The organism is Streptomyces sp. WAC 04229 (assembly GCF_003947455.1).
In the GTDB taxonomy this organism is placed as follows: Bacteria; Actinomycetota; Actinomycetes; order Streptomycetales; family Streptomycetaceae; genus Streptomyces.
The window spans coordinates 15,955-36,658 of the sequence record NZ_QHJH01000040.1; the positions used below are offsets into that span (position 1 = coordinate 15,955).

At 71.4% G+C, this 20,704-nt stretch carries 20 protein-coding genes; 11 read left to right on the forward strand and 9 right to left on the reverse strand.

Annotated elements, in window-relative coordinates:
• Window positions 1-61 precede the first annotated feature (61 nt).
• Both DMH12_RS14135 and hisN read right to left on the reverse strand, forming a co-directional pair.
• On the reverse strand, window positions 62-469 hold the full coding sequence (locus tag DMH12_RS14135; RefSeq protein ID WP_125491924.1) for a cyclic nucleotide-binding/CBS domain-containing protein: 408 nt from the start codon (window positions 467-469) through the stop codon (window positions 62-64).
• 133 nt (window positions 470-602) lie between these two features.
• A complete protein-coding gene (hisN, locus tag DMH12_RS14140) occupies window positions 603-1,403 on the reverse strand; it encodes a histidinol-phosphatase (protein WP_122616134.1) in 801 nt (266 codons plus the stop codon).
• 189 nt (window positions 1,404-1,592) lie between these two features.
• Here hisN and DMH12_RS14145 point away from each other — a divergent pair, with 189 nt between their 5' ends.
• Window positions 1,593-2,204: a TetR/AcrR family transcriptional regulator gene (locus DMH12_RS14145; protein ID WP_125491925.1), complete on the forward strand. Its 612-nt coding sequence runs from the start codon at window positions 1,593-1,595 to the stop codon at window positions 2,202-2,204.
• Between the two features lie 7 nt (window positions 2,205-2,211).
• On the opposite strand, the gene DMH12_RS14150 is transcribed toward DMH12_RS14145, so the two are convergent.
• The 4 genes from DMH12_RS14150 to DMH12_RS14165 form a co-directional block, all read right to left on the reverse strand.
• Window positions 2,212-2,535 (reverse strand): multidrug efflux SMR transporter, encoded by a 324-nt coding sequence (locus DMH12_RS14150; protein WP_064729742.1) that lies wholly within the window; start codon window positions 2,533-2,535, stop codon window positions 2,212-2,214.
• 160 nt (window positions 2,536-2,695) lie between these two features.
• Window positions 2,696-3,709 (reverse strand): ribosome small subunit-dependent GTPase A, encoded by a 1,014-nt coding sequence (gene rsgA, locus DMH12_RS14155; protein ID WP_125491926.1) that lies wholly within the window; start codon window positions 3,707-3,709, stop codon window positions 2,696-2,698.
• Between the two features lie 12 nt (window positions 3,710-3,721).
• Entirely contained in the window at window positions 3,722-5,038 is a 1,317-nt protein-coding gene (gene aroA / locus DMH12_RS14160; RefSeq protein WP_122616138.1) for a 3-phosphoshikimate 1-carboxyvinyltransferase, read from the reverse strand.
• A 133-nt stretch (window positions 5,039-5,171) separates the two neighbouring features.
• The gene (locus DMH12_RS14165; RefSeq protein ID WP_125491927.1) at window positions 5,172-5,894 is read right to left on the reverse strand and encodes a M50 family metallopeptidase; all 723 of its coding nucleotides are present in this window, start codon (window positions 5,892-5,894) and stop codon (window positions 5,172-5,174) included.
• Window positions 5,895-5,944: 50 nt separating this feature from the next.
• Between DMH12_RS14165 and DMH12_RS14170 the strand changes: the two genes are divergently transcribed.
• The 10 genes from DMH12_RS14170 to DMH12_RS14215 all read left to right on the forward strand — a co-directional run bounded on the left by DMH12_RS14170 (window position 5,945) and on the right by DMH12_RS14215 (window position 16,056).
• Entirely contained in the window at window positions 5,945-6,760 is an 816-nt protein-coding gene (locus DMH12_RS14170) for an SOS response-associated peptidase (protein ID WP_125491928.1), read from the forward strand.
• 79 nt (window positions 6,761-6,839) lie between these two features.
• Window positions 6,840-7,436, forward strand: a complete 597-nt coding sequence (locus tag DMH12_RS14175; RefSeq protein WP_125491947.1) for an alpha/beta family hydrolase — start codon at window positions 6,840-6,842, stop codon at window positions 7,434-7,436.
• Between the two features lie 257 nt (window positions 7,437-7,693).
• The gene (gene sigR / locus DMH12_RS14180; protein WP_003973756.1) at window positions 7,694-8,377 is read left to right on the forward strand and encodes an RNA polymerase sigma factor SigR; all 684 of its coding nucleotides are present in this window, start codon (window positions 7,694-7,696) and stop codon (window positions 8,375-8,377) included.
• Window positions 8,374-8,685 carry a mycothiol system anti-sigma-R factor gene (gene rsrA, locus DMH12_RS14185; RefSeq protein ID WP_125491929.1) on the forward strand — a complete coding sequence of 104 codons (312 nt, stop codon included), beginning with the start codon at window positions 8,374-8,376 and terminating at the stop codon, window positions 8,683-8,685. Before sigR ends, rsrA begins: the two co-directional genes overlap by 4 nt.
• A 107-nt stretch (window positions 8,686-8,792) precedes the next feature.
• Window positions 8,793-10,127 carry an HD-GYP domain-containing protein gene (locus tag DMH12_RS14190; RefSeq protein WP_125491930.1) on the forward strand — a complete coding sequence of 445 codons (1,335 nt, stop codon included), beginning with the start codon at window positions 8,793-8,795 and terminating at the stop codon, window positions 10,125-10,127.
• Window positions 10,124-11,443 carry an HD domain-containing protein gene (locus DMH12_RS14195; protein ID WP_399187291.1) on the forward strand — a complete coding sequence of 440 codons (1,320 nt, stop codon included), beginning with the start codon at window positions 10,124-10,126 and terminating at the stop codon, window positions 11,441-11,443. The genes DMH12_RS14190 and DMH12_RS14195 overlap by 4 nt, the downstream gene beginning before the upstream one ends.
• A 113-nt stretch (window positions 11,444-11,556) precedes the next feature.
• The gene (locus tag DMH12_RS14200; protein ID WP_122616143.1) at window positions 11,557-12,537 is read left to right on the forward strand and encodes a hypothetical protein; all 981 of its coding nucleotides are present in this window, start codon (window positions 11,557-11,559) and stop codon (window positions 12,535-12,537) included.
• Between the two features lie 150 nt (window positions 12,538-12,687).
• Entirely contained in the window at window positions 12,688-13,338 is a 651-nt protein-coding gene (gene def / locus DMH12_RS14205) for a peptide deformylase (protein ID WP_125491931.1), read from the forward strand.
• A 259-nt stretch (window positions 13,339-13,597) separates the two neighbouring features.
• Window positions 13,598-14,683, forward strand: coding sequence for an epi-isozizaene synthase (gene cyc1, locus DMH12_RS14210; protein WP_125491949.1), 1,086 nt, complete (start codon window positions 13,598-13,600; stop codon window positions 14,681-14,683).
• A complete protein-coding gene (locus tag DMH12_RS14215; protein WP_125491932.1) occupies window positions 14,680-16,056 on the forward strand; it encodes a cytochrome P450 in 1,377 nt (458 codons plus the stop codon). Before cyc1 ends, DMH12_RS14215 begins: the two co-directional genes overlap by 4 nt.
• 3 nt (window positions 16,057-16,059) lie before the next feature.
• On the opposite strand, the gene DMH12_RS14220 is transcribed toward DMH12_RS14215, so the two are convergent.
• From DMH12_RS14220 to DMH12_RS14235, 3 genes are all read right to left on the reverse strand, one after another.
• Entirely contained in the window at window positions 16,060-17,028 is a 969-nt protein-coding gene (locus DMH12_RS14220) for a GlxA family transcriptional regulator (protein WP_125491933.1), read from the reverse strand.
• Between the two features lie 250 nt (window positions 17,029-17,278).
• Window positions 17,279-18,292: a ribonucleotide-diphosphate reductase subunit beta gene (locus tag DMH12_RS14230; protein ID WP_125491935.1), complete on the reverse strand. Its 1,014-nt coding sequence runs from the start codon at window positions 18,290-18,292 to the stop codon at window positions 17,279-17,281.
• On the reverse strand, window positions 18,292-20,679 hold the full coding sequence (locus DMH12_RS14235) for a ribonucleoside-diphosphate reductase subunit alpha (RefSeq protein WP_125491936.1): 2,388 nt from the start codon (window positions 20,677-20,679) through the stop codon (window positions 18,292-18,294). Before DMH12_RS14235 ends, DMH12_RS14230 begins: the two co-directional genes overlap by 1 nt.
• Between the last annotated feature and the right edge of the window lie 25 nt (window positions 20,680-20,704).

Consider the following 20,704-nt stretch of genomic DNA (forward strand, 5'->3'; position numbering starts at 1 on the left):
GGGTCCGGCCCGTTTCGTCGTTCGGCCCGTCGGCCCGTCGGCCCGTCGGCCCGTCAGCCCTTCAGGCCGTCACCGCCGGGGCACCCGGCCGCGAACGCGCCGGAGCCCAGCAGCGGATGATGTCGCGCACCGAGACGATGCCGGCCGGCTCGCCGCCCTCGAGCACGATGAGGTGCCGGAAGCCGCCGTGCGCCATGGCCGCGGCCGCCTCCTCCACGGTCCACGACGGTGCGGCGAAGACGACGTCGGTGGTGGTGTGGGCGTGGGCGCGCTCGATGTCCGGGTCCTGGCCCCGGCCCACGGAGACCAGGACGTCGCGTTCGGTGAGGATGCCGATGCCGTCGGCGTCGGGGTCGTGCACCACGGCCGCGCCGACGCCCCGTGCGGACATCAGGGCGGCGGACTGACGGAGTGTGTGGGCGGGGCCGATGGTGAGGACTACCTTGCTCATGATTTCGCGGACGAGCATGGGGTGGAGCCACCTCCTGCCGGTGATCCATGAGTTAGTTCACGGATTCACAAGTTCACAAGTGGGGGGACTCTCAGGGTGGCAGGTAAAGCGGGGGTCAACAAGGGGGCGTGAAGGGGGAGTCGGCGGGCGCTCAGTAGCGCTGGTTCAGATAGCCGAGGAGTTCGTCGTGCAGACGGCCGTTCGACGCCGCCGCGTTGCCGCTGTGCGGGCCGTGGCGTCCGTCGAGGCCGGTGAAGGTGCCGCCGGCCTCCGTGACGATGATGGCGTTCGCGGCCATGTCCCAGAGGGACAGCTCGGGTTCGGCGCAGATGTCCACCGAGCCCTCGGCGACCATCATGTACGGCCAGAAGTCGCCGTACGCGCGCGTGCGCCACACCTCGCGGGTGAGGTCGAGGAAGCCGTCCAGCCGCCCCTGCTCCTCCCAGCCGCTGAGCGACGAGTACGCGAACGAGGCGTCCGAGAGCGTGGACACCTGGGAGACCTGGAGCCTGGAGGCGGAGGTCAGGCTGCGGCCGGTGAACGCGCCGTGGTCCTTGACCGCCCACCAACGGCGCCCGAGGGCCGGGGCGGAGACCAGTCCGACCACGGGCTGGTAGCCGCCCTCGCCGGCCTCCATGAGCGCGATCAGGGTGGCCCAGACGGGGACACCCCGGACGTAGTTCTTGGTGCCGTCGATCGGGTCGATCACCCAGCGGCGGGTGCCGGCGCCCGTGGTGCCGAACTCCTCGCCCTGGACCGAGTCGCGGGGGCGGGCGCGGGCGAGGTGGCCGCGGATGAGTTCCTCGGCGGCCTTGTCCGCCTCGCTCACCGGGGTCATGTCCGGCTTCGTCTCGACCTTGAGGTCGAGGGCCTTGAAGCGGTCCATCGTCGCGGCGTCGGCGGCGTCGGCGAGCACGTGGGCGAGGCGGAGGTCGTCGAGGTAGTCGGGCATGCGGCAACCGTATCGGCCCAGGACGGGCGGGAGCCACCAGGGGTTTGGCGGGCGTGGCGGATCACGGAGGGGAAGTCGCGGGGCGGATGGGCCCCGCCGGCCGTGCCCGACCCGGCGCGAGGACCCTTGACAGTGACCCCATACCCGTCAAATCTGGGCACGAAGCCGCTCGGCCCGAGGGAGGCGACGGTGCCCGCAGCCCGGGAGTCCCTGCTCGACGCCGCTTACCAGGCGTTGGCGCGCCGGCCGTGGTCCGCCGTGCGGATGGTGGACGTCGCGGCGTCTGCCGGGGTGTCCCGGCAGACGCTGTACAACGAGTTCGGCAGCAAGGAGGGCCTCGCGCGGGCGCTCGTGCGGCGGGAGGCCGACGGCTATCTCGCGGGCGTGGACCGCGCGCTCTCCGGGCCCAGCGACCCGTGGGAACGGCTCACCGCGACCGCCGAGTGGATGATGTCCGCCGCCCACGAGAACGCGCTGGTCCGGGCGCTGCTCACCGGCTGCTGGAGCGAGCGGCTGCCGGCACCGGAGCTGACGGCCGTGCCGTCCTCCTCCGCCGCGCCCGCACAGCGCCGGGCCGACGGTCCGCTGCCCTCGCCCGGCGACTTCGTGGCCCTGGTCCGCGACCGTGCCGTGGCCGTCCTGTACGGCGCCGACCCGCTCGCCCCGCCGGACGCCGTCGCACTGGCCCGTTCCTGCGAACTGGCGGTGCGGCTCGCCCTGTCCTGCGTCGCGGCACCGCCCGGCGAGGGCGGCGTGGCCGACCTCGTGCGCACCGCCCTGCCGCGCCGGTCGACGGCGTAGGGGCGGCTCAGTGCGCGGAGCCCGACAACTGGAGCCCGATCACGCCGATGATGACGAAGCTGATCGAGACGATCTTCAGGGTCGAGACCAGGTCGCCGAGGAAGACCATGCCGTAGATGGCGGTGCCCGCGGCGCCGATGCCGGTCCACACCGCGTAGGCGGGGCCGACGTCCAGCCTCTTCAGAGCCAGGGTCAGCAGTCCGAAACTGCCCAGGGCGAAGGCGCAGAAGGCGACCGTGGGCCAGAGCCGGGTGAAGCCGTGCGACAGCTTCAGGCAGACGGCGAAGCCGGTCTCGAGCAACCCGGCCACTATGACCAGCAGCCACGCCATGTCTTGTCCTCCCGTAGTCCCGTACCGTGACTGCTGCGTCGTCCGGTGCTGTGTCCGGTGGTCGTCACTGGGTCGCTTCGTCCGGATGTGCACGGGCTTGGTTCCGGCTTGGTGCGATTATGCACTTACCGGTGCCACGGCACGGCAAACAACGCGGAGGTCAGTCGCCTTCCTTCCGTTCGCGCGTCGACAGCAGCCGGCGCAGCGAGTACAGCCGTGCCGGGTCGGCGTGGCCCTCGGCGACCCACGCGTCCAGCGCGCAGTCCTGCTCGTCGTGGCTGCACGCGCGGGGGCACCCCTCCGTGCCGGGCACCAGGTCGGGGAAGGCGTTGATGACCCGCGACGGATCGATGTGCGCCAGCCCGAACGACCGTACGCCCGGGGTGTCGACGACCCAGCCGCCCGCCCCGGACGACAGCGGCAGGGCGAGCGCCGAGGTCGTGGTGTGCCGGCCGCGGCCCGTCACCGCGTTCACGTGGCCCGTCACCCGGCGGCGGTCCTCCGGCACCAGGGTGTTGACGAGCGTCGTCTTGCCGACGCCGGAGTGGCCGACGAAGGCGGTGATCTTCCCGTCCAGGTGCTCCCGCACGAGGCCGGCCGCGGCGCCGTTCTCCAGCTCCTCGCGACTGGTGACGACGTACGGGATGTCCAACGCGCCGTACAGCTCCAGGAGTTCGTCCGGCGGCGCCAGGTCCGACTTGGTCATGACCAGCAGCGGGGTGAGACCGCCGTCGAACGCCGCGACCAGGCAGCGGTCGATCAGGCGGGGGCGCGGTTCCGGGTCGGCCAGGGCGGTGACGATGGCGAGCTGGTCCGCGTTGGCGACGACCACGCGCTCGTAGGGGTCGTCGTCGTCCGCGGTGCGGCGCAGCAGGGACGCGCGCTCCTCGATGCGGACGATGCGCGCGAGGGTGTCCTTCTTGCCGGAGAGATCGCCGACCAGTGCCACCCGGTCGCCGACCACCGCCGCCTTGCGGCCCAGTTCCCTGGCCTTCATCGCCATCACGACCCGGTCCTCGACCAGGCAGGTCAGCCGGCCGCGGTCCACGGTGAGGATCAGGCCCTCGGCGGCGTCCTCGTGCTTGGGCCGGATGTGGGTGCGCGGCCGGTTGCCCTTGCGGTTGGGGCGGGAGCGGATGTCGTCCTCGTCGGTGTGCTTGCCGTAGCGGCGCATGGCGAACAGTCCCTACGCCCCGAGCATCCCGGTCCACAGGTCGGGGAAGTCGGGCAGGGTCTTGGCGGTGGTCGCCACGTTCTCGATGCGTACTCCCTCGACCGCGAGGCCGAGGATCGCGCCGGCGGTGGCCATGCGGTGGTCCTCGTACGTGTGGAAGACGCCGCCGTGCAGGGGGCGCGGGCGGATGTGCAGACCGTCGGCGGTCTCGGTGACGTCGCCGCCGAGTTCGTTGATCTCCTTGGTGAGCGCGGCCAGGCGGTCCGTCTCGTGCAGCCGCAGGTGCGCCACCCCGCGCAGGGTCGAGGGGGAGTCCGCGAGGGCGGCGACGGCCGCGATGCCCGGGGTCAGCTCGCCGACCTCGCCGAGGTCGACGTCGATGCCGTGAACGGCGCCCGATCCGGTGAAGACCAGCCCGTAGTCGGTCAGTTCGCAGGAACCGCCCATCTCGGTGAAGATCTCCCGCAGCCGGTCGCCGGGCTGGGTGGTCTGGGCCGGCCAGTCGGGGATCACGACCTTGCCGCCGGTGATCAGGGCCGCGGCCAGGAACGGCTGGGCGTTGGAGAGGTCCGGCTCGACCGTCAGGTCCCGGCCGAGGAGCGCGCCCGGCGTGACCCGCCAGACGTTCGGCTCGCCGCCCGACTCCGGGGTGTCGACCTGGGCGCCCACCGAGCGCAGCATGTCGACGGTCATCCGGATGTGCGGCATGGACGGCAGCGCGGAGCCGGTGTGGCGGACCTCGACGCCCTGGTTGAAGCGCGGGCCGGACAGCAGCAGGGCGCTGACGAACTGCGAGGACGACGACGCGTCGATCTCGACCGGGCCGCCCTCCAGCGCGCCCCCGCCGTGCACGGTCAGCGGCAGCGCGCCGCGCCCGTCGTCGTCGACGCGGGCACCCAGGACGCGCAGCGCGTCGATCACGCCGTGCAGCGGACGCTCGTAGGACCGCGGATCGCCGTCGAAGCGGACGGGGCCGTCCACGAGCGTGGCGACCGGCGGCAGGAAACGCATGACCGTGCCCGCGTTGCCGACGTCGACCGTGGCCGGGCCGCGCAGTCCCGCCGGGATGACCCGCCAGAACTCACCGCTGCCCTCCGGGCCGACGCCCTCCTCGATCTCGACGCCCATCGCGCGCAGCGCCTCGGCCATCAGCAGGGTGTCGCGCGAGCGCAGCGGACGGCGCAGCCAGCCGGGCTCGGAGGCGAGGGCGGCCAGCACCAGGGCGCGGTTGGTGACCGACTTGGACCCGGGCACCTGGACGGTCGCGTCGACGGCTCCGCTCGCGTGCGGTGCGGGCCAGAGGGCGGTGTGCGTGGGGTTCACGGTCATGGGCCCCACTTTAATGGCTGAAGCCGACCGGAAATCTTGATCAAAGACGGCGAAACCTGACCGAAATCGAGACAGTGCACATGCCGTGCATATAGCGGGCGCGTCTGTCCGGGCGCGTGCGGGCACCCGTGCGTCACAGCTGCAGCAGCCAGCGCCCCCCGCCGACCAGTGAGCACAGCGACACCGCGTGGAACAGGAAGAACCAGACCCCGGCCGGCGCGTGGGTCAGCCGGGCCAGCTGGTCCGCGTCCGAGTCGCCCGCGCCGCCCCGGGCCCGCTTGGCCTGGAGCTCGAAGGCCGGACGCACCCCGCCGAGCAGCAGGAACCAGACCACCGCGTACGCGAACGCCGCCTGCACCTGCGGTCCGGCCAGCCAGGAGACCAGGACGAACGTGCCGCCGGTGAGCACCACCGTCAGCATCCCGTACGCGTTGCGGACCATCACCAGCAGGGCGACGAGCAGCGCCGTCGCCAGCCACAGCAGCAGGGTGATGCGCCCCGCGGCCAGCAGCGCGGCGCCGCCGAGGCCGAGCAGCGGGGGAGCGGTGTAGCCGGCCACCGCCGTCAGGATCATCCCGACGCCGGTCGGCTTGCCGCGGCTCACCGTCAGGCCGCTGGTGTCCGAGTGCAGGGTGATCCCGGTCAGGGTGCGGCCGGTGAGCAGCGCCACGAGCCCGTGACCGCCCTCGTGCGCGATGGTGATCGCGTTGCGGGCTATCCGCCACGGGCGGTGCGGTACGACGACGACCAGCGCGGCCACCAGGGTCGCGATCACCACCCACAGGTCGGGGTCGGGCTGGGTGCCGGATACCTCGTCCCACAGAGAAGGGAGCGAGGCCGTTGCGAGGTGGTCCATGTTCGGTGAGGGCTCCTCGTGTCTGCGCGGGGTCTGGCAGTGTGGCACGTATGTGCGGACGGTATGCGGCGAGTCGTCGACCCGAGGATCTCGCGGGAATCTTCGAGATCGAGAAGTGGGAGCCCAAGGAGAGCTTGGAGCCCGACTACAACGTGGCGCCCACCAAGGAGGTCTACGCGGTCCTGGACCGTCCTCTCAAGGACGCCGAGGACCCGAAGCCGGTTCGGCAGCTGCGGAAACTGAAGTGGGGCCTCGTCCCGTCCTGGTCCAAGACGCCCGAGGGCGGGGCGCGGATGATCAACGCCCGTGCGGAGACCGTCCACGAGAAGCCCTCCTACCGGCGCGCCTTCGGCAGCAGGCGGTGCATCCTGCCCGCCGACGGCTACTACGAGTGGGTCACGGGCAAGCAGGAGCGGGACCTCGAGGTCGAGGGACGCAAGAAGCGGCCCCGCAAGCAGCCGTACTTCGTGACGCCCGCCGACGGGTCCGTCTTCGCCATGGCCGGGCTGTACGAGTTCTGGCGGGACAGGACGCTGCCGGACGACCACCCGCAGGCCTGGTGGGTGACGTGCTCGGTGATCACGACCGAGGCCGAGACCACCCCCCTGGCGGTCGCCCCGGCCGAGGGGCCGCACGCGCTCTCCGACATCCACCCCCGGATGCCGCTGATGCTGACGCCGGACCGCTGGGACGACTGGCTCGACCCGGCACGCACCGACCCCGACGAGCTGACCTCCCTGCTGGCGCCCCCGCCCGCCGGAATGATGCGGGCGTTCCCGGTCTCCACCGCGGTGAGCAACGTGCGCAACAACGGGCCGGAGCTGCTCGAGGAGCTGGAGGCGCCGGAAGAGGGCACACTCTTCTGACGTGACGCACGTGACCAAGGAGACGCCCGAGACGCCCGAGGCAGTTGAGACCGTCGAGACCGACGCCGGACCCGCCCGCATGACCTGGCACCGGGCGGGGAAGCCCCGTCTCGTCCTCGCCGCGAGCCACGGCGCCGGCGGCGGCATCGAGGCGCGCGACCTGCGGGCGCTGGCGGCCGCGCTGCCCGCCCACGGCGTCAGCGTGGCCCTGGTCGAGCAGCCCTGGCGGGTGGCCGGCAAGAAGCTGGCGCCCGCGCCGAAGACCCTCGACACCGGCTGGCGCGGCGTCTGGCCCGCGCTGACCGCACCGGGACTGCCCGTGATCGCGGGCGGCCGCAGCGCCGGTGCCCGCGTCGCCTGCCGCACCGCCCGCGAACTCGGCGCCCGCGCCGTCCTCGCCCTGAGCTTCCCCCTGCACCCGCCGGGCAAGCCCGAGAAGTCCCGCGCCGGCGAGCTGCTGGGGGCGGGCGTCCCCACCCTCGTCGTGCAGGGCGGCAACGACCCCTTCGGGAGGCCGGGGGAGTTCCCCGAGGCCCCGGAGGGGACGTACGACCTCGTCGAGGTGCCGTACGGCGATCACGGCTTCGCCGTGCCCAAGCGGGCCGGGATCACCCAGGAGGGGGCCCTGGAGCTGATCACCGAGGGGGTCGCGAAGTGGGTCGGCTCACTCGGGTGAACGCCTGGGAATGACCGGCGTGCGCCCACTGTTGTGGCGGACGTACGTTGCTGAGAATCAGCACCGACGCCGTAGGAAAGGAAGTCCGCCGCATGGGTTCAGCCTTCTGCCCGAGTCGCAGCAGCCGATCCGACCTGGACTGGACTGTGCTGCACGCGGCGAAGACCGCCCCTATTCGGGCGGCGGGCGGACCGGATCGTCGTCTATCCTCCGATTCGAGTGGGGCCGGTCTCGGTTTCACGACGTCACTGGAGGAGGTGGGTCCGGTCACTGGGACCGACGCAGGGACCGAACACGGCCAGGCGGAGCAGCCCGAGGGCCGGGGCACTGGCGCGGAGTCGACCGCCGAGCGCAGCGCGCGCTTCGAGCGGGACGCGCTGGAGTTCCTCGACCAGATGTACTCGGCCGCGTTGCGCATGACGCGTAATCCGGCCGACGCCGAGGACCTGGTGCAGGAGACCTACGCCAAGGCGTACGCGTCCTTCCACCAGTTCCGCGAGGGCACCAACCTCAAGGCGTGGCTGTACCGCATCCTCACCAACACCTTCATCAACTCGTACCGCAAGAAGCAGCGCGAGCCCCAGCGCAGCGCGGCCGAGGAGATCGAGGACTGGCAGCTCGCGCGTGCCGAGTCGCACATGTCGACCGGCCTGCGCTCCGCCGAGTCGCAGGCGCTGGACCACCTGCCCGACTCGGACGTGAAGCAGGCGCTCCAGGCCATCCCCGAGGAGTTCCGCATCGCCGTCTATCTGGCGGACGTCGAGGGGTTTGCCTACAAGGAGATCGCCGACATCATGGGGACACCCATCGGTACGGTGATGTCCCGGCTGCACCGTGGACGCCGTCAGCTGCGCGGCATGCTGGAGGACTACGCCCGCGACCGCGGTCTGGTCCCGGCCGGCGCCGGAGAGTCGAACGAAGCGAAAGGCTCGGGGTCATGAGCTGCGGAGAGCCGCACGAGACGGATTGCAGCGAAATCCTCGATCATCTCTACGAGTTCCTCGACAAGGAGATGCCGGACTCGGACTGCGTCAAGTTCGAGCACCACTTCGAGGAGTGCTCGCCCTGCCTGGAGAAGTACGGGCTGGAGCAGGCCGTGAAGAAGCTGGTCAAGCGGTGCTGCGGACAGGACGACGTGCCGGGTGACCTGCGTGCCAAGGTCATGGGCAGGCTCGACCTGATCCGGTCGGGACAGTCCGTGCCCGAGCACGACGTCACGGCCGCACCGCCGACTCCCCAGGAGTCCTGAGCCCTCACGAGTCACTCGTACGTGCTAATCCGCGGGTTATCTGCCCGCGCCTCCCCACCGCCGTCCTAGGCTCCGGAGCCTGACAGACGTGGTCGGGGGAGGAGATCATGGACGCGGTACCGGCTCGGGCGCGCGTGTACGTCGCCGGTGTCGTCCTGGCCGCACTGCTCTGTCTGCGGCCACTTCCCGCGACACCCACGCCCTGGCGCGCGGTGCTGCTGCTCGCCGGGCTCTACGCGGGCTCCGAGCTGGTCGCGCGGTTCCGCTCCGTCGGTACCTGCTACCCCGTCCTGCTGGCGGGGGCCTTCCTGCTCCCGCCGTCCGCCGCGGCGCTCGTCGCCCTGCCGGGAGCCCTGCTGTCCCCGGTGCCGAGGCGGCCCTTCGCGCTGCGTCGTGTCTGGCGGGCCGCACAGCTGACGCTCGCCGTCTGGGCCGCCGCGTACGCCCACGGGCGGCTCGGCGGGCGGGACGCGCTCGTCGAGCCCGACTTCCCGTACGCGCTCGTGCCGGCCGGGGCCGCGGTACTGGCGTTCTGCGTGGTGCTCACCCTGCTGGACGGCGGCATCCTGGCGCTCGCCGATCATGTGCCGGCGAGCCGCACGTGGCGGGGGCTGTTCACCAGGACGCTCGGACCGGTCGCCGTGCACGGGCTCGCCGGGCTGATGATGGCCGTCCTGTGGCGCAGCCCGTACGGACCGGTGGCCGCGCTGCTCGTGCTGCTGCCGATGTGTGTCGCGTGGTGGGCGTTCGCCCAGTACCACCGCGAGCGGGCCGCGCACCAGGCGACCATCCGCGCGCTGGTGCAGGCCGTCGACATCAAGGACGGCTACACCCGCGGACACAGCGAGCGCGTCGGCCGCGCCACCATGATGATCGCCCGTGAGCTGGGCATGGACGACGAGCGGGTCGAGACGCTCCGCTTCGCCGGCATCCTGCACGACGTGGGCAAGCTCGGCGTACCCACCCGGCTGCTGCGCAAGGAGGGGGCGCTGACGCCCGAGGAGCGGCGGGTGATCGAACTGCACCCGGAGTACGGGCACGAGATGGTGCGCGGCATCCGCTTCCTGGGGGAGGCCCGGGCCGCCGTCCTCCACCACCACGAACGGCTGGACGGCAGCGGCTACCCCTACGGCCTGGCCGGCGACCGCATCCCCGAGTCGGCCCGCGTGGTGGCCGTCGCCGACGCCTTCGACGCGATGACCTCCACCCGCTCCTACCGCAGGGCCCGCCCCGTCGCCGCGGCGGTGGAGGAGCTGCAACGGTGTGCCGGGAAGCAGTTCGACCCCCGGATGGTGGGCGCGCTGGTCCGCGCCCTGGGCCGGCACGGCTGGCACCCGTCGGTCACGGCCGACGGCACCCCCGCGCCCCCGACGGCCGCGGGGTCCCCCGGCCGGCCCCGCGGCGAGGGCACGCGCGACAGCGTCGGGAGGCGTGCCGTATGAGCGGGCCCCGGCGGCGGGGGCGGCTTCCCCTGGTGCCCCGGCAGCGGGGTCGGCCTCCGCTGCTCCCCCCGTTACGGGGCCGGCCTCCTCTGGTGCCCCACCTCATCCGCGCCGCCGCCGGACTCGTCGCCGTGCTCTGCCTCACCTCCGTGCTGTGGTCGGGGCTCGTCCACCGGCCCGTCGCGCTCGCCTTCGGTGTGCTGGTCGCCCTCGGTGAGCTGACCCGCCGCGCCGACGCCGAGGCCCGCGAAGCGGCTCCGCTCGGCGCCGCCGGGGCACTGGCGTACGCGCTGCTCGGCGAGGTCACCGGGCGGCCCGCCCCGCACGGCGTCGCCCAGACCGTCACCGTCGTCCTCGCCGCCTCGCTGGCCGGCAGCGTGCCCTACATAGCCCGCGGCAGCGGGCCCGTCCTCGACCAGCTGGCGCGGCGGGTGCTCACCGTCGCCTTCGCCGCCGTGTGCTTCCAGCCGCTCTCCGGCCAGGGCACCTTCCGCGACTGGAGCGGCCCCGCCTACGCGCTGCTGCTGATCGCGCTGCTCGCCCTGACCACGCTGTGCGACGCCGTGCTCGCCGCGGCACCCGCGCACGCCCGCACCGGCTGGCCCTTCGGCCCGCTGCTGCGCGAGGAGCTGCGCGGCATGGTCGGGATCACCTCCGCCGTGTGCGCGACCGGGGTGGTGATGGCGCTCGCGGTGGGCGTCGCGGGCCTCTGGGCGCTCCCCGTCTTCTGCGTGCCACTGCTGCTCGCCCAGCTGTCCTACCGCCGCTACGCTGCCGTCCGGGCCACCTACCGGCAGACCATCGCGTCCCTGGCCAGGGCCACCGAGATCGCCGGGTACACCCCGGCCGGGCACGCGCGCCGCGTCGCCGAACTGAGCGGGGCCGTGGGACGCGACCTGGGGCTGTCGGGGGCCGAGCTGACCGTGCTGGAGTACGCGGCCCTGATGCACGACATCGGCCAGCTCAGCCTGGTCGACCCGGTCCCGGCGGGTGCCACCGCCGGCCTGCCCGCCCCGGAGCAGCGGCGGATCGCGCTGCTCGGCGGCGCCGTGGTCCGCCAGACCGGCGTCGACCCGGCCGTCGCGGTGGTCGTGGAGCGCCAGGCCGACCCCTGCCGGGAGCAGCCGCCGGCCGCGCGGATCGTACGGGTCGTGAACGCCTACGAGGAGAAGGCGCGGGACGCCGGTCCCGGCGGCGGGCTCACGGCCCTGGAGGAGCTGCGCCTGGCCACCGCGGACGACTACGCTCCGGACGTGGTGGAAGCACTGGCCCGAGTGCTTTCGCGAGGCAGCCTTACCTCGCCCTCGGCTGGGTAACCCATGGGTAATGAGCGCCTCTACACCCGTACGTGGTTTGATGCGCAGGAAAGGGTGTCCGGGGGCGCGAAAGGCACAGCCAGCCCACAGAACGGAACTGGCAGGCGGGAATCGTGAGGATCTTCGGCAAGGCACGGCACCGGCCCTCCGCCTCCTGGCGGCAGGCCACCGACCGCGCGTTCACGCTGATCGGCGACGGTCGCTACGAGGACGCGGGGGCGCTGCTGACGCGGGCCGCCGACCTGGAACCCTGGCTCTCGGAGTCGTGGTTCAACCTCGCCCTGCTGCACAAGTTCCGGCACGACTGGGAGCAGGCCAGAGCGGCCGGGCTGCGGGCCGTCGCACTCCTCGACCGGGACACCGGCGCCCCCGACTGGTGGAACGTCGGCATCGCGGCGACCGCCCTGCAGGACTGGCCGCTGGCCCGCCGTGCCTGGCAGGCCTACGGACTGCGCACCCCCGGGGACGCGACGGACGCCGGTGAGCCGCTCGGCATGGAACTCGGCAGCGCGGCCGTACGGCTGTCCCCCGAGGGGGAGGCCGAGGTCGTGTGGGGGCGGCGCCTGGATCCCGCCCGCGTGGAGGTGCTGTCCATCCCGCTGCCGTCCTCCGGGCGACGCTGGGGCGAGGTCGTCCTGCACGACGGGGTGCCGCACGGGGAGCGGTCCACCGCCGCCGGGCACTCCTACCCGGTCTTCGACGAGATCGAGCTGTGGGCGCCGTCGCCCGTGCCCACCTGGGTCGTCCTCCTGGAGGCGGCCACCGAGTCCGACCGGGACGCGCTGGAGCAGCTGGCGGCCGACGCCGGGTTCGCCGCCGAGGACTGGTCGTCCTCGGTCCGGCTGCTGTGCCGGATGTGCTCGGAGTCCCGGATGCCGTCCGACGAGGGCGAGGGCGAGCACCTCGACCCGCACGACCACAGCGAACCGGGACATCCGGGGCCCCTCGGGCACCGTACGGACGGGCAGCTGTGGGTGCCGGAGCGGGAGTGCGGGGTGGCTGCGCCGGCTGCGCTGGTGAAGGGGTTGCTGGACGGGTGGGTCGCGGACAGCCCGGATTCTCGTGACTGGCGGGATTTGGAAGAAGTCTGCTGAGGTTGGCGGCCGACTGCGCATTCGTCGTGGCTGGTCGCGCCCTCGCGGCGGAGCCGCATGTCGACACAGTCCCGCGCCCCCAAGGGCGCGCGTCACCGTACCCTGTATCAAGCATTCAGCCAGGTTCATCCAGGAAGGCATACGTCGGTCATGGCCCAGCAGGACACCGATCAGCAGCACGTGGGCGTGCTCCCCGTGGACGACGAGGGCTTCGTCGTCGACACCGAGGACTGCGAGGAGCGCGAGGCGGCCTGGCGTGAGCGGGGCGCCTCGCGTCCGATCACGGTGGTCGGCAATCCGGTGCTGCACACGGAGTGCGCGGACGTCACCGACTTCGGCGAGGAGTTCCAGCAGCTGGTGGCGGACATGTTCGCCAGCCAGCGCACCGCCGAGGGAGTGGGCCTGGCCGCCAACCAGATCGGCGTCTCCCAGAAGGTCTTCGTCTACGACTGCCCCGACGACGAGGGCGTCCGCCACGTCGGCGTGGTCTGCAACCCGGTCCTCGTCGAACTGCCCGCCGACCGGCGCCGCCTCGACGACAGCAACGAGGGCTGCCTCTCGGTGCCGACCGCCTACGCGCCGCTGGCCCGCCCCGACTACGCCGAGGTGACCGGGCAGGACGAGAAGGGCAACCCGGTCAAGGTGCGGGGCACCGGCTACTTCGCACGGTGTTTGCAGCACGAGACGGATCATCTGTACGGGTACCTGTACATCGACCGGCTCTCCAAGCGTGAACGCAAGGACGCGCTGCGGCAGATGGCCGAGAACGAGCCCCGCTACCCCGTGGTCGCGAACGACTGACACCGCCCCACCGGTCACACCGGTCACACATCTCCCTTGCGCACGGCGCCTGTTCGGGTCTCCCCCCGGGCAGGCGCCGTTCGTCCGTCGAAACCTGCCACACAACAGGAGAATTCAGGCACCGGGGGGTAGTGAATGGAGCAAATCCGTTCCCAGAACGGTCAGTTGTGGTGCTGAATGGGAAGTGCGGGGATTCGCAACGGCGCACGCCCCGCTCAGCGAGAGGGGTGCGCCACCGGCGGCTGAGAGGGGTTTGTTCGTGCATGCTTTCCCACACGGCACCACAGCGACACCGACCGCGACCGCAGTACCGCCATCGCTCCGACTCCCGGTGATCGAGGCGGCATTTCCCCGGCAACTGCACCCGTATTGGCCAAGGCTCCAGCAGAAGACGCGTACCTGGCTGCTCGAAAAACGGCTCATGCCGGCGGACAAGGTCGAGGAATATGCCGACGGCCTGTGCTACACGGACCTCATGGCGGGGTACTACCTGGGCGCCCCCGAGCCGGTCCTGCAGGCGATAGCGGACTACAGTGCGTGGTTCTTCGTCTGGGACGACCGGCACGACCGGGACATCGTCCACGGCCGGGCGGGCGCCTGGCGGCGACTGCGCGACCTGCTGCACACGGCACTCGACTCACCCGGGGAACACCTGCAACACGAGGACACCCTGGTGGCCGGGTTCGCCGACAGTGTGCGGCGCCTGTACGCCTTCCTGCCGACGACCTGGAACGCCCGGTTCGCCCGGCACTTCCACGCGGTGATCGACGCGTACGACCGGGAATTCCACAACCGCACCCGCGGAATCGTGCCCGGAGTCGAGGAGTATCTCGAACTGCGTCGGCTCACCTTCGCCCACTGGATCTGGACCGACCTGCTGGAGCCGAGCGCGGGCTGCGAACTGCCGGACGCGGTACGGAAACACCCCGCATATCGCAGGGCGGCGCTGCTGAGTCAGGAATTCGCGGCCTGGTACAACGACCTCTGCTCCCTGCCCAAGGAAATCGCGGGAGACGAGGTCCACAATCTCGGCATCAGTCTCATCACACATCAGGGACTCACCCTGGAAGAGGCCATTGTGGAAGTCAGGCGACGCGTCGAGGAATCCATCACCGAATTCCTCGAGGTGGAGCAGGACGCGTTACGGTTCGCCGACGCACTCGCCGACGGAACCGTACGTGGAAAGGAACTGAGCGGCGCCGTGCGGACCAACGTCGGCAATATGCGGAACTGGTTCAGTTCCGTCTACTGGTTCCATCACGAGTCCGGCCGGTACATGGTCGACAGCTGGGACGACCGGTCCACACCCCCGTACGTCAACAACGAAGCGGCAGGTGAGAAATGACCGTCGAGTCCGTCAACCCCGAGACCCGCGCGGAAGCGGCGCCGGAGCTGCGCGAGCCGCCCTTCGCGGGTGGCGGCGTCCCGCTGCTCGGCCACGGCTGGCGGCTGGCCCGCGACCCGCTGGCCTACATGTCCCAGCTGCGCGACCACGGCGACATCGTGCGCATCAGGCTGGGACCGAAGACCGTCTACGCGGTCACCGCCCCCGAACTCACCGGCGCCCTCGCGCTGAGCCCCGACTACCACATAGCCGGTCCGCTGTGGGAGTCGCTGGAGGGCCTGCTCGGCAAGGAGGGCGTGGCGACCGCCAACGGCCCACTCCACCGGCGTCAGCGGCGCACCATCCAGCCGGCCTTCAAACTCGACGCGATCCCCGCGTACGGGCCGATCATGGAGGAGGAGGCGCACGCGCTCACCGAGCGCTGGCGATCGGGCCGGACCGTCGACGCGACCTCCGAGTCCTTCCGGGTGGCGGTGCGCGTCGCGGCCCGCTGCCTGCTGCGCGGTCAGTACATGGACGAGCGCGCCGAGCGGCTGTGCGTCGCGCTCGCCACCGTCTTCCGGGGCATGTACCGGCGCATGGTCGTCCCGCTCGGACCGCTCTACCGGCTGCCCCTTCCGGCCAACCGCAAATTCAACAGCGCGTTGGCCGATCTGCATCTGCTGGTGGACGAGATCATCACCGAGCGCCGCGCATCCGGTCAAAAGCCGGACGATTTGCTCACGGCATTGCTGGAGGCGAAGGACGACAATGGCGACCCGATCGGGGAACAGGAGATCCACGACCAGGTCGTCGCGATACTCACCCCGGGCAGTGAAACCATCGCCTCCACGATCATGTGGTTGCTGCAGGCACTTGCCGACCACCCGGAACATGCCGACCGCATACGCGACGAAGTCGAAGCGGTGACCGGCGGACGCCCCGTGGCATTCAGGGACGTCCGCAAGCTCACGCACACCGGCAATGTCATCCTGGAAGCCATGCGTTTGCGCCCGGCCGTATGGGTATTGACCCGCCGCTCGGTGGCCGAGACCGAACTCGGTGGCTATCGCATTCCGGCCGGTTCGGACATCATCTACAGTCCGTACGCAATCCAGCGCGATGCGAAGTCGTACGCCGACAACCTGGAGTTCGACCCGGACCGCTGGCTTCCGGAGCGGGCGCGGAATGTGCCGAAATACGCCATGAAGCCGTTCAGCGTGGGCAATCGCAAGTGCCCCAGCGACCACTTCTCCATGGCACAGCTGACGCTGATCACGGCCGCGCTCGCCACGAAGTACCGCTTCGAGCAGGTGGCCGGCTCGAACGACGCCGTACGGGTCGGCATCACCCTGCGCCCGCACGACCTGCTGGTCAGGCCGGTGGCCCGGTGACGCTCAGGCGGCGGCCTCCGGGCCCCGGAAGGTGCGCCGGTAGGCGTGCGGGGTGGTGTCCAGGGCCCTGACGAACTGGTGCCTGAGGGCCGCCGCCGTACCGAAACCGGTACGCCAGGCGATCGTGTCCATCGTCTCGTCCGTCGCCTCAAGGAGGCGCTGGGCCAGCAGCACGCGCTGGCGCAGGATCCAGCGGTAGGGAGTCGTGCCCGTCTCCTGCTGGAAGCGGCGGGCGAAGGTGCGTGGGGACATGTGCGCCCGCGCCGCGAGCTGCTCGACGGTGACCTCCTCGTCGAGGTGCTGCTCCATCCAGGCCAGCACCTCGCCGACGGTGTCGCAGGAGGAGCGCGGCAGCGGGCGTTCGATGTACTGCGCCTGTCCGCCGTCCCGGTGCGGCGGCACCACCATGCGCCGGGCGATCCGGTTGGCGACCTCGGGGCCCTGTTCCTTGCGCACGATGTGCAGGCAGGCGTCGATCCCGGCGGCGGTGCCGGCGGAGGTGATCACCGGGTCCTCGTCGACGTAGAGCACGTCGGGCGCGACGACGGCACGCGGGTACTGGCGGCCCAGCTCGGCCGCGTGGTGCCAGTGCACCGCGCACCGCCGACCGTCCAGCAACCCGGCGGCGCCCAGCACGAAGACCCCGGAGCACACGCTCAGGACACGTGCGCCCCGGTCCACCGCCTGCCGCAGGGCGTTCAGCAGCTCGGTCGGGTACTCCCGGCGCACGAAGTCGCTCCCGGCCGGCACGGCGATCAGGTCCGCCTCGGCCAGCCGGTCGAGACCGTACGGCGTGGAGACGGTCAGCCCGCCGACATGGGTGCCGAGTGAGGGGCCCTCCGCGGAGACCACCGCGAAGTCGTACACCGGCAGGCCCTCGTCGCTCCGGTCGATGCCGAAGACCTCGCAGACCACGCCGAGTTCGAAGGGATGTACACCGTCCAGCAGGACGGCGGCCACGTTTTCGAGCATGCTCCCAGTGTGCACCGGGAGTGGCAGGAAATCGAGGCCCTACGGCAGTCCTGCCACTCCCGGTAAGGAGCATCCGGCGCGACAGTGGTGTCATGAACGGAAACCAGATCGAAGCCCTGATCGGAATGCTCGTGACCTTCGGACTCCTGGTCCTCATGGTCCTCCCCTCGGTGATCGGCGCCGTGCGCGACCGGCGCGTCGACCGTCAGATCAGGGAGGCCCAGGAGGGGAGGACGGGAGAGGAGGTGCCTCAGAAGTCCTCGTCCAGGTCGACGGTGCCCTCCACCGCCACCTGGTACGCCGAGGGACGCCGCTCGAAGAAGTTGGTCAGCTCCTGAACGCCCTGCAGCTCCATGAAGGAGAAGGGGTTCTCCGAGCCGTACACGGGGGCGAAGCCGAGGCGCGTCAGGCGCTGGTCGGCGACGCACTCCAGGTACTCCCGCATCGAGTCGGTGTTCATGCCCGGGAGGCCGTCACCGCACAGGTCGCGCGCGAACTGCAGCTCGGCCTCGACGGCCTCCCGCAGCATGTCGGTGACCTGCTGCTCGAGCCGCTCGTCGAACAGCTCCGGCTCCTCCTTGCGCACGGTGTCGACCACGTCGAAGGCGAAGGACATGTGCATCGTCTCGTCCCGGAACACCCAGTTGGTGCCGGTGGCCAGACCGTGCAGCAGACCCCGGCTGCGGAACCAGTAGACGTACGCGAAGGCGCCGTAGAAGAACAGGCCCTCGATGCAGGCGGCGAAGCAGATGAGGTTCAGCAGGAAACGGCGGCGGTCGGCCTGGTTCTCCAGGCGGTCGATCGACTCGACCGAGTCCATCCACCTGAAGCAGAACTCGGCCTTCTCGCGGATGGACGGGATGTTCTCCACGGCCGCGAAGGCGGCGTTGCGGTCCTCCGGGTCGGGCAGATAGGTGTCCAGCAGCGTCAGATAGAACTGGACGTGGACGGCCTCCTCGAACAGCTGCCGCGACAGGTACAGGCGCGCCTCGGGGGAGTTGATGTGCTTGTAGAGGGTCAGCACCAGGTTGTTCGCGACGATCGAGTCACCGGTGGCGAAGAAGGCCACCAGCCGGCCGATCAGGTGCTGCTCCTCGGGGCTGAGCTTCGCGAGGTCGGCGACGTCCGAGTGGAGGTCGACCTCCTCGACGTGCCAGGTGTTCTTGATGGCGTCCCGGTAGCGCTCGTAGAAGTCGGGGTAGCGCATGGGACGCAGAGTCAGCTCGAAGCCCGGGTCGAGCAGGTTCTTGGTGTTCTCGGTCATTACTGGCAGGCCTCGCAGGACTCGGGGTTTTCAAGGGAGCAGGCGACCGCTTCGGGATCCGGGGTGGCCTGGGCGGGGACACTGGCCCGGCCGGCGGCACGGGCGATCCGGGTCGCCGGGCGCGAACGCAGGTAGTAGGTGGTCTTCAGGCCCTGCTTCCAGGCGTACGCGTACATCGAGGAGAGCTTCCCGATGGTCGGCGTCTCCAGGAACAGGTTCAGCGACTGGGCCTGGTCGAGGTACGGGGTGCGGGCGGCGGCCATGTCGATCAGGCCGCGCTGCGGGATCTCCCAGGCGGTGCGGTACAGCGCGCGGACGTCCGCGGGGATCCAGGAGAACTCCTGGACCGAGCCGTTGGCCTCGCGCAGCGCCTCGCGGGTGCGGGCGTCCCACACGCCGAGCCGCTTGAGGTCGTTCACCAGGTACGAGTTGACCTGGAGGAACTCGCCGGACAGCGTCTCGCGCTTGAACAGGTTGGACACCTGCGGCTCGATGCACTCGTAGACGCCCGCGATGGACGCGATGGTGGCGGTCGGCGCGATGGCGAGCAGCAGGGAGTTGCGCAGCCCGGTGGTGGCCATGCGCTCGCGCAGCGCCGCCCAGCGCTCCGGCCAGGTGGTCAGGACGCCGTAGTGGTCGGGGTGCAGCACGCCCCGGGCGGTACGGGTCTTCTCCCAGGCCGGCAGCGGGCCGTTGCGCTCGGCGAGGTCGGTGGACGTCTCGTACGCGGCGAGCATGATCCGCTCGGCGATGCGGGTGGACAGGGCCTTCGCCTCGGGCGAGTCGAAGGGCAGGCGCAGCTGGAAGAAGACGTCCTGGAGGCCCATCGCGCCGAGGCCCACCGGGCGCCAGCGGGCGTTGGAGCGGCCCGCCTGCTCGGTCGGGTAGAAGTTGATGTCGACGACGCGGTCCAGGAAGGTGACGGCGGTGCGGACGGTGGCGTCCAGCCGCTCCCAGTCGATGTCGCCCTTCGCCACGTCGACGAAGGCGCCGAGGTTGACCGAGCCCAGGTTGCAGACCGCCGTCTCGCCGTCGTCCGTGACCTCCAGGATCTCCGTGCAGAGGTTGGAGGAGTGGATGACGCTGCCCGGCTCGGCCGTCTGGTTGGCGGTGCGGTTGGCGGTGTCCTTGAAGGTCATCCAGCCGTTGCCGGTCTGCGCGAGGGTGCGCATCATGCGGCCGTACAGCTCGCGGGCGGGCAGGGTCCTGCGGGCGAGCCCGGCGGCCTCGGCCTTGCGGTAGGCCGCGTCGAACTCGGCGCCGTACAGGTCGGTCAGCTCGGGCACGTCGGCGGGCGAGAACAGCGACCACTGGCCGTCGGCGTCCACGCGGCGCATGAACTCGTCCGGGATCCAGTGCGCCAGGTTCAGGTTGTGCGTGCGGCGGGCGTCCTCGCCGGTGTTGTCCCGCAGCTCCAGGAACTCCTCGATGTCCGCGTGCCAGGTCTCCAGGTAGACCGCCGCCGCGCCCTTGCGCCGTCCGCCCTGGTTCACGGCCGCCACCGAGGCGTCCAGCGTCTTCAGGAACGGGACGATGCCGTTGGAGTGCCCGTTGGTGCCGCGGATCAGCGAACCCCGGGAGCGGACGCGGGAGTAGGCGATGCCGATGCCGCCGGCGTGCTTGGAGAGCCGGGCGACCTGGTGGAGGCGGTCGTAGAGGGAGTCCAGCTCGTCCTTGGGGGAGTCGAGGAGGTAGCAGGACGACATCTGGGCGTGCCGGGTGCCCGAGTTGAACAGGGTGGGGGAGGAGGGCAGGTAGTCGAGGCGGCTCATCAGGCCGTAGAGCGCGGTGACCTCGTCCACGGAGCGTGGGGTGTCGTCCTCGGCGAGGCCGGCGGCGACCCGCAGCATGAAGTGCTGGGGCGTCTCGACGACCTTGCGGGTGATCGGGTGCCGCAGCAGGTAGCGGCTGTGCAGGGTGCGCAGTCCGAAGTAGCCGAAGCGGTCGTCGGCGGCCCGGTCGATCGTCGCGTCCAGCCGGTCCGCGTGCTGCCGCACGAACTCGGCGGTGCGGTCGGCGATCAGGCCCTCGCGGTGGCCGGTGGCGACCGACTCGGTGAAGGACGTGACGCCCTGGGAGGCGGCCTCCGCGCGGATGCCGATGGTCAGCAGCCGGGCGGCGAGGCGGGAGTAGACCGGGTCCTCGGAGATGAGACCGGCCGCCGCCTCGGTGGCCAGCTCGCGCAGCTCGGCCTCGTCCGCGTGGGCGGACCGGCCGCGCAGCGCGGCGGCGGCGATCCGGCCGGGGTCGGCGTCGGGGAGGTCGGCGGTCAGCGCGGTCAGGGTCCGTAGCAGGGCGGCACCGGGTCCGTCGGCCTCCTCGGTCACCGGCATCGCTGAAGTCGTCACCGGGTTCGCTGCGGCCGGATCGGCTGGCGCGATGGTCACGTGGGGGCACTCCCTCGCTCGGCAC

Bases quoted from the DNA above. Each gene is read 5' to 3' on its own strand.
- DMH12_RS14135 (WP_125491924.1), bottom strand. From the start codon at position 469: ATGCTCGTCCGCGAAATCATGAGCAAGGTAGTCCTCACCATCGGCCCC.
- hisN (WP_122616134.1), bottom strand. From the start codon at position 1,403: ATGCCCGACTACCTCGACGACCTCCGCCTCGCCCACGTGCTCGCCGAC.
- DMH12_RS14150 (WP_064729742.1), bottom strand. From the start codon at position 2,535: ATGGCGTGGCTGCTGGTCATAGTGGCCGGGTTGCTCGAGACCGGCTTC.
- rsgA (WP_125491926.1), bottom strand. From the start codon at position 3,709: ATGCGCCGCTACGGCAAGCACACCGACGAGGACGACATCCGCTCCCGC.
- aroA (WP_122616138.1), bottom strand. From the start codon at position 5,038: ATGACCGTGAACCCCACGCACACCGCCCTCTGGCCCGCACCGCACGCG.
- DMH12_RS14165 (WP_125491927.1), bottom strand. From the start codon at position 5,894: ATGGACCACCTCGCAACGGCCTCGCTCCCTTCTCTGTGGGACGAGGTA.
- DMH12_RS14170 (WP_125491928.1), top strand. From the start codon at position 5,945: ATGTGCGGACGGTATGCGGCGAGTCGTCGACCCGAGGATCTCGCGGGA.
- DMH12_RS14175 (WP_125491947.1), top strand. From the start codon at position 6,840: ATGACCTGGCACCGGGCGGGGAAGCCCCGTCTCGTCCTCGCCGCGAGC.
- rsrA (WP_125491929.1), top strand. From the start codon at position 8,374: ATGAGCTGCGGAGAGCCGCACGAGACGGATTGCAGCGAAATCCTCGAT.
- DMH12_RS14190 (WP_125491930.1), top strand. From the start codon at position 8,793: ATGGACGCGGTACCGGCTCGGGCGCGCGTGTACGTCGCCGGTGTCGTC.
- DMH12_RS14195 (WP_399187291.1), top strand. From the start codon at position 10,124: ATGAGCGGGCCCCGGCGGCGGGGGCGGCTTCCCCTGGTGCCCCGGCAG.
- def (WP_125491931.1), top strand. From the start codon at position 12,688: ATGGCCCAGCAGGACACCGATCAGCAGCACGTGGGCGTGCTCCCCGTG.
- DMH12_RS14215 (WP_125491932.1), top strand. From the start codon at position 14,680: ATGACCGTCGAGTCCGTCAACCCCGAGACCCGCGCGGAAGCGGCGCCG.
- DMH12_RS14220 (WP_125491933.1), bottom strand. From the start codon at position 17,028: ATGCTCGAAAACGTGGCCGCCGTCCTGCTGGACGGTGTACATCCCTTC.
- DMH12_RS14230 (WP_125491935.1), bottom strand. From the start codon at position 18,292: ATGACCGAGAACACCAAGAACCTGCTCGACCCGGGCTTCGAGCTGACT.